Source organism: Streptomyces sp. NPDC031274 (genome assembly GCF_055570235.1).
The window spans coordinates 51,217-57,255 of sequence record NZ_JBVIHP010000010.1 but is presented as its reverse complement, the minus strand read 5'-3'; the positions used below and the strand labels follow the sequence as shown (position 1 = coordinate 57,255).

Sequence of the window (6,039 nt, the reverse complement as noted above, 5' to 3'; positions counted from 1 at the left end):
GAGGGGGAGGAAGCGCCCGGCACGCCGGTTTCTGGGGTGGGTGCCCCTGGGGGATGCACCCCCCCCCCCCCCCGGGGGGGGGGGGGGGGGTCCCCCCCCCCCCCCCCCCACCGCCATCTGTTGAGAAACCAGTTGAGGAACCAGCCGAGGAACTCGCCGAGGAACTAGCTGGTGAAGAACTCGCTGACCTGCTCCGCGAACTGCTGCGGGCTCCCCTCGTGCACCGAGTGCCCGACCGGGATCGTGATCATCCGGCAGTCGGGGATCGCCGTCGCCATGTCGGGGATGCGCCCCTGCGGCATGCCGCTGTCCGGGCCGCCCGCCACGATCAGGGTCGGAGCGACGATCTCACCGAGCCGCTCGGCCCACTCCGGGTCCGGGTCGAAGATCTGGGCGCGGACCGCGGGGGACACGGACCAGTCGAAGTCGATGGCCTCGTCGGGGCGGGGAGCGTCGACCATGTCGCGCGGATAGGGCGGCGGCGTCTCCTCCAGAACGAGACGCTCGACGCGGTCCGGGTGATCCTCGGCGAGCAGGTACGCCACGACCCCGCCCATGGAGTGGCCGACGACGCCGACGCGGTCGAGGCCGAGCTCGTCCAGGAAGCCGAGCACGTCGTCCCGCATCAGCTCGACCGAGTACTCGTCCGGCCAGTCGCTCTCCCCGTGCCCGCGCAGATCAATCGCGTACACCCGCCACTCCTCGCCGAGCACCTGCCCGACCTGCTCCCAGGTCGCCGAGGAGCCGCCGAGCCCGTGCAGCAGCACGACGGGCGCTCCGTACGAGTCGCCCCAGGTCCGATAGGCCAGGCGTACGTCGCCCACATCCACCACTGCGTGATCGTTCATGGCCCTGACGCTACAGCGCATGGCCCGACCCATTGAGCAGTGGCCTGGACCCATGCTAGAAAGCGCTTGCTCTTTCAAGCTTCCCGCGGAACTCGCGCGCCCATCCGCTCGCCCTGCCTCTCCCCCACCTCCACCATCGGAGACCCCATGCACTCTCCCTGGTCCCGCCGTGCGTTCCTGCTCACCACCGGCGGCTCCGCTCTCGCCCTGACGGCCTCGGGGCTGCTGCCCTCCGACGAGGCGGGAGCGGCGGCGGCTGCCGACGAGTACGCGGCGCTGCGCGCCACGTGGCGCACCTTGATACTCGGCGAGGGGTTCTCGCCCACGGCCGAGCCCTTCAAGAGCCGCCTCGCCGCACTCGGCGCCACCGCGAGAGAGCTGCGCGCCACCATGGCTCCGGCCACGGGCTCCCTGTGGCCGGACGCCTCGTACGCGGATCCCGACCCGGACACCGACCAGGAGTCGTACGGCTACTCGGCGAACGTGGTGACCGGCTACAGCAGGCTCAGCACCATGGCCCAGGCCTACCGGCAGGAGGGGACGGGCCTGACCGGCGACGCGGGTCTGAAGGCCGACATCCTCACCGGCCTCGACCATCTCCATTCGCAGGTCTACAACGCGAACCAGGCTCGGTTCGGTAACTGGTACAGCTGGCAGATAGGCGCCCCGCAGAGCCTCCTCGATGTCTGCGTGCTGATGTACGACCAGCTGTCGGCGACCCAAGTGGCCAACTACTGCAAGGCCGTGGACCACTTCGTGCCCGACTCGGCGGTGGGCAGCTACACCGGGACGAGCACCGGCGCGAACCGTGTCGACCTGTGCCGGGTGCTCGCGCTGCGCGGCGTCGTCGGCGCCGATGCCGCGAAGATCGCGCTGGCCAGGGACGCCCTCTCCCCCGTCTTCCCGTACGTGACGACCGGCGACGGTCTCTACACCGACGGCTCGTTCGTCCAGCACACCACCGTGCCCTACACGGGGTCGTACGGATCGGTGATGCTCGGCGGGCTCGGCATGCTCTTCTCCCTGCTGCGCGGCTCCAGTTGGGAGGTCACGGACACCAAGAAGCAGATCGTCTTCGATGCCGTGGAGAAGGCGTGGGCCCCGTTCATCTACAACGGCCTCGTCATGGACGGCGTCGCGGGCCGGGCCATCAGCCGCGGCCTCGCCGCCTCCGACGCCACCAAGACGCAGGCCGACGACCATCGGCGCGGCCACCCCATCATGTCCGCCGTGGTGCTGCTCGGTCAGGGTGCGAGCCCGGCAGAGAACGCGCGCTGGCGCGGTCTGGTCAAGGGCTGGATGCGGCGCGACTACTACAGCCCGCCGCTGAGCGACTCCTCGCTCGGCCTGACAGGCCTGGCCCGTCTCCAGGGGGTCGAGGACGACGCTTCGGTGAGCCCGATCGCCGAGCCCACCGGCCACCGGATCTTCCCCAACATGGCCCGCGCCACACACCGGCGCCCCGGCTGGGCGGCTTCGATCAGCATGGCCGATCCCCGCATCACGTACTACGAGACGGGCAACGGCGAGAATCTGCGCGGCTGGCACACGGGCTCCGGCATGCTCTATTGGTGGGGCGACACCTACGCCAACGGGCAGTACAGCGACGCCTTCTGGCCCACCGTCGACCCGTACCGGCTGCCCGGCATCACGGCGTCGCGCAAGGCGCTCGCGGACGCGGCGGGTGGCGACTGGGGCGCGTCATTGCCGGACGTGAAGTGGGTGGGCGGCGCGAGCGACGGTCAACGTGCCGCCATCGGGCAGTACGTGAAGGGCCTGCAGAGCACCCTGCGCGCGAAGAAGTCCTGGTTCTGCCTGGACGACGCGATCGTCTGCCTGGGCGCGGGCATCGTCTGCACGGACGGCACCGCGGTCGAGACGACCGTCGAGAACCGCAACCTCGGCCCGACGGGCACCGCCCCCTTCCAGGTGGACGGCGTCACCAAGCCGACCACCGCCCCCTGGTCCGCGAGCCTCACCGGCGCCAAGTGGGCACACATCGGGGGCCACGGCGGCTATGTCTTCCCGGGCGGCGCGGCGGTGAAGGCGCTGCGCGAGGAGCGCACCGGCAAGTGGAGCGACATCAACAAGGGCGGCGCCACGACCGCGCTCGCCCGCACGTACCTCACGATGTACGTCGACCACGGCACCGCCCCCACGAACGGGACGTACGCCTACGTCCTGATGCCGGGCGCGAGCGCGGCGCAGACGGCGGCCCGGTCGGCGGACACCGGATGGCTTCAGGTCCTGGTCAACTCCGACAGTCAGCAAGGGGTTTCCGTGCCCTCGCTCGGCTTCACCGGGGTCAACTTCTGGCTCGGCGGCACCGCGGGCAAGCTCACCGCTAGCGCGCCCTGCTCGGTGCAGATCAGCGAGAAGAGCGACGGCACGGCGGTCATCTGCGTCAGCGACCCGATGCGCGCGCGGACCTCCCTGACGCTCACCTGGAACCGCGCCGTGTCCGCGGTGACGGCCAAGCCCGCCACGGTCACGTCGGCGGTCACGGGTGCCTCCCTGAAGCTGACCTTCGGGGACCTCAGCAGCACAAAGGGGGTCGGTCAGCGGATCAGCGTCAAGCTGGGCAGCAGCTAGTAGCACCGATGCTTTCCGGTCGACCCTGGATTCCGGTAGAAAATCAGATCAACTGTCGTTGCAGGTCAGACGGTTGTTCTTACTTGCACCATTCCCTCCGGTCCACATGTTGGACACCTTTCATCCGCCTCCCCCGCACCTCCATCATCCGCCCTGAGCTGCCCGAACGGTCATGCGGTGACCGCTGAGCGGACACAGGCATCCGGAAATCGACCACACATTTGGTGATCACTCTCCGCACCGGCAAAACTCCCGTCTGCAAGCAGAAAGTCAGGAAATCCCCCGCAACAAAGGAGAGTTGACGTGCGTTTCTTCCTCAAGACGGTGGGCGCCACCGCTGTCGTGGCCGCCTGCGTGATGTCCGGAACCTCTGGCACGGCGGTCGCCCAGTCCAAGGCCGCCCCCGCCGGCCTCTACGCGCCCTCGTCGCTGGTCCTCGCCGTCGGCCAGGGCGAAGAAGCGGACACCGCGACCATGCAACGCGCCGTGACCCTGACCTGTACGCCCAAGGCCTCGGGGAGCCACCCCTCGGCGTCCGCCGCCTGCGCGGAACTGCTCGCCACCAACGGCGAGTTCGCCCAGCTGGTCGGCGAGCCGTCCGGCATGGTCTGCACGAAGGAGTGGAAGCCCGTGGTGGTCACCGTCGACGGTGTGTGGCAGGGCAGACGAGTCGCGTGGTCCACGACCTTCGGCAACAGCTGCGAGATGCGGGCGAGTGTCGCGGAGGGTGCGGCCCTCGCGTTCTGAACCCGTCCGCCCCGCGACCGGGGGTAAATGAGTGGACGCGGCCTCGGCCCTGACGGTGGGATGAGGCCTCGACATCCACGACAGCGGGGGGGGGGGGGGGGGGGGGGGGGGGGGGGGAGGGGCGGGGGGGGGGGGGGGGGGGGGGGGGGGGGGGGGGGGGGGGGGGGGGGGGCGTCCGGCCCCCCCCCCCCCCCCCCCCCCCCCCCCCCCCCCCCCCCCCCCCCCCCCCCCCCCCCCCCCCTCCCCCCCCCCCCCCCCCCCCCCCCCCCCCCCCCTCTCTTCCCCCCCCCCCCCCCCCCCCCCCCAGGCCGCTGTCCATGAACGGGGGTTGCACCCATGTCATCGGACCGACCCGACGAACGCGACGTCGCCCGCGAACTCGACGCCGATCACGCGCTCGATCGGGACCCGTCCATCGACGTGGACCTGGTCCGCCGGTTGCTCGCGGCGCAGTTCCCCCAGTGGGCGGACCTGCCGCTGACTCCGGTCCCGCTGTCCGGCATGGACAACGCGACGTACCGGCTCGGCGACGACATGTCCGTACGGCTGCCGCGCTACCGCCGCTGGGTCGGACAGGTGGAGGCGGAGCAGCGGTGGCTGCCGTGGCTCGCCCCGCAGCTGCCGCTCACCGTCTCCGAGCCGCTGGGCAAGGGCGCGCCCGGCGAGGGCTACCCCTTCCCCTGGTCCGTCTACCGGTGGCTGGAGGGCGAGACCGCGACCACCGGCTCCCTCGCCGATCCGCTCGGGGCGGCGGCCGACCTCGCCGGGTTCGTGACCGCGCTGCGGCGGATCGACCCCGCGGGCGGTCCGGGCCCACGGCTCAGCAACGCCTTCCGCGGGGAACGAGTGGGCACCGAGTGCGACTCCTTGTTCGCCGACTCCCTCGTACGGTCCAAGATCGCGAAGCTGAAGGCGGCGGGGATCGTCGACAGTGACGCGGTGACCGCCGTGTGGGAGGCGGCTCTCGCGGCGCCCGCGTGGGACGGTCCGCCGGTGTGGGTGCACGGAGACCTCGCGACCGGCAATCTCCTGGCGGTCGACGGCCGGCTGAGCGCCGTCATCGACTTCGGGACCCTGGCCGTGGGCGACCCCGCGGTGGACCTGCTGCCCGCGTGGCTGTTTCTCCCGGACGAGGCCCGCGGCGCCTTCCGCGCGGCGGTCGACGTCGACGACGCTACGTGGGCGCGGGGCCGCGGGCTCGCCCTCGCGGGGTCACTGCCCGTCCCGGACGACCCGTTCTTCGACGATCCGGCGAGGGTGACGGCGGCACTGCGGCATCTCGACGCGATCATCTCCGGCCGCTAGCCGAGAGCGCGCGGCGTGAATATCCGGCGGAACTTGCTCGGCCCTGTCGAGGGCGTGTCGATGGCAAATCGATGGCATGTCGATCCGTCCGGTCGCCGTTCGTATAGACAGTGAGAGGTCGGCACCGGGCCGGCCCCGGGGCGATCCGCCAGGAGAGGCAGCCATGAATCAGTACCTGCTCAGCATCTATCAGCCCGACGGCGACGTACCGGAGCCGGAGGTCCTCGAACCGATCGTGCGCGACCTCGAGGCCGTGAAGGCCGAGATCCGGGAGGCGGGCGCCTGGGTCTTCGGCGGGGGCCTCTTCCCGCCGAGCACGGCGACCGTGCTGCGGCTCAAGGACAGCGAGGTGCTCACGACCGACGGCCCGTACGTCGAGGGCAAGGAGCATCTCGGCGGATTCACCGTCATCCAGGCGGCCGATCTGGACGAGGCGCTCGCCTGGGGGCGCAAGGTGGCCCGTGCCATCACCCTGCCCATCGAGGTCAGGCCGCTGCAGCACGGATCCCGCTAGTGGCGTCGGATGCCCCGCGGGACACGTCCGAGG

The 6,039-nt window shown here is 71.3% G+C and carries 5 protein-coding genes; 4 read left to right on the top strand and 1 reads right to left on the bottom strand.

The window, feature by feature from the left end:
- Positions 1-164 precede the first annotated feature (164 nt).
- Positions 165-848, bottom strand: coding sequence for an alpha/beta fold hydrolase (locus ACZ5CR_RS17820; RefSeq protein WP_468858343.1), 684 nt, complete (start codon positions 846-848; stop codon positions 165-167).
- Positions 849-995: 147 nt separating this feature from the next.
- Here ACZ5CR_RS17820 and ACZ5CR_RS17815 point away from each other — a divergent pair, with 147 nt between their 5' ends.
- The 4 genes from ACZ5CR_RS17815 to ACZ5CR_RS17800 all read left to right on the top strand — a co-directional run bounded on the left by ACZ5CR_RS17815 (position 996) and on the right by ACZ5CR_RS17800 (position 6,006).
- Entirely contained in the window at positions 996-3,440 is a 2,445-nt protein-coding gene (locus tag ACZ5CR_RS17815) for a polysaccharide lyase 8 family protein (protein ID WP_468858341.1), read from the top strand.
- A gap of 357 nt (positions 3,441-3,797) precedes the next feature.
- Complete coding sequence (locus ACZ5CR_RS17810; RefSeq protein ID WP_468858798.1) at positions 3,798-4,187, top strand: subtilase-type protease inhibitor; 390 nt, start codon at positions 3,798-3,800, stop codon at positions 4,185-4,187.
- Between the two features lie 336 nt (positions 4,188-4,523).
- The gene (locus tag ACZ5CR_RS17805; RefSeq protein WP_468858339.1) at positions 4,524-5,492 is read left to right on the top strand and encodes an aminoglycoside phosphotransferase family protein; all 969 of its coding nucleotides are present in this window, start codon (positions 4,524-4,526) and stop codon (positions 5,490-5,492) included.
- Between the two features lie 163 nt (positions 5,493-5,655).
- On the top strand, positions 5,656-6,006 hold the full coding sequence (locus ACZ5CR_RS17800) for a YciI family protein (protein ID WP_468858337.1): 351 nt from the start codon (positions 5,656-5,658) through the stop codon (positions 6,004-6,006).
- The last annotated feature ends 33 nt before the right edge of the window (positions 6,007-6,039 follow it).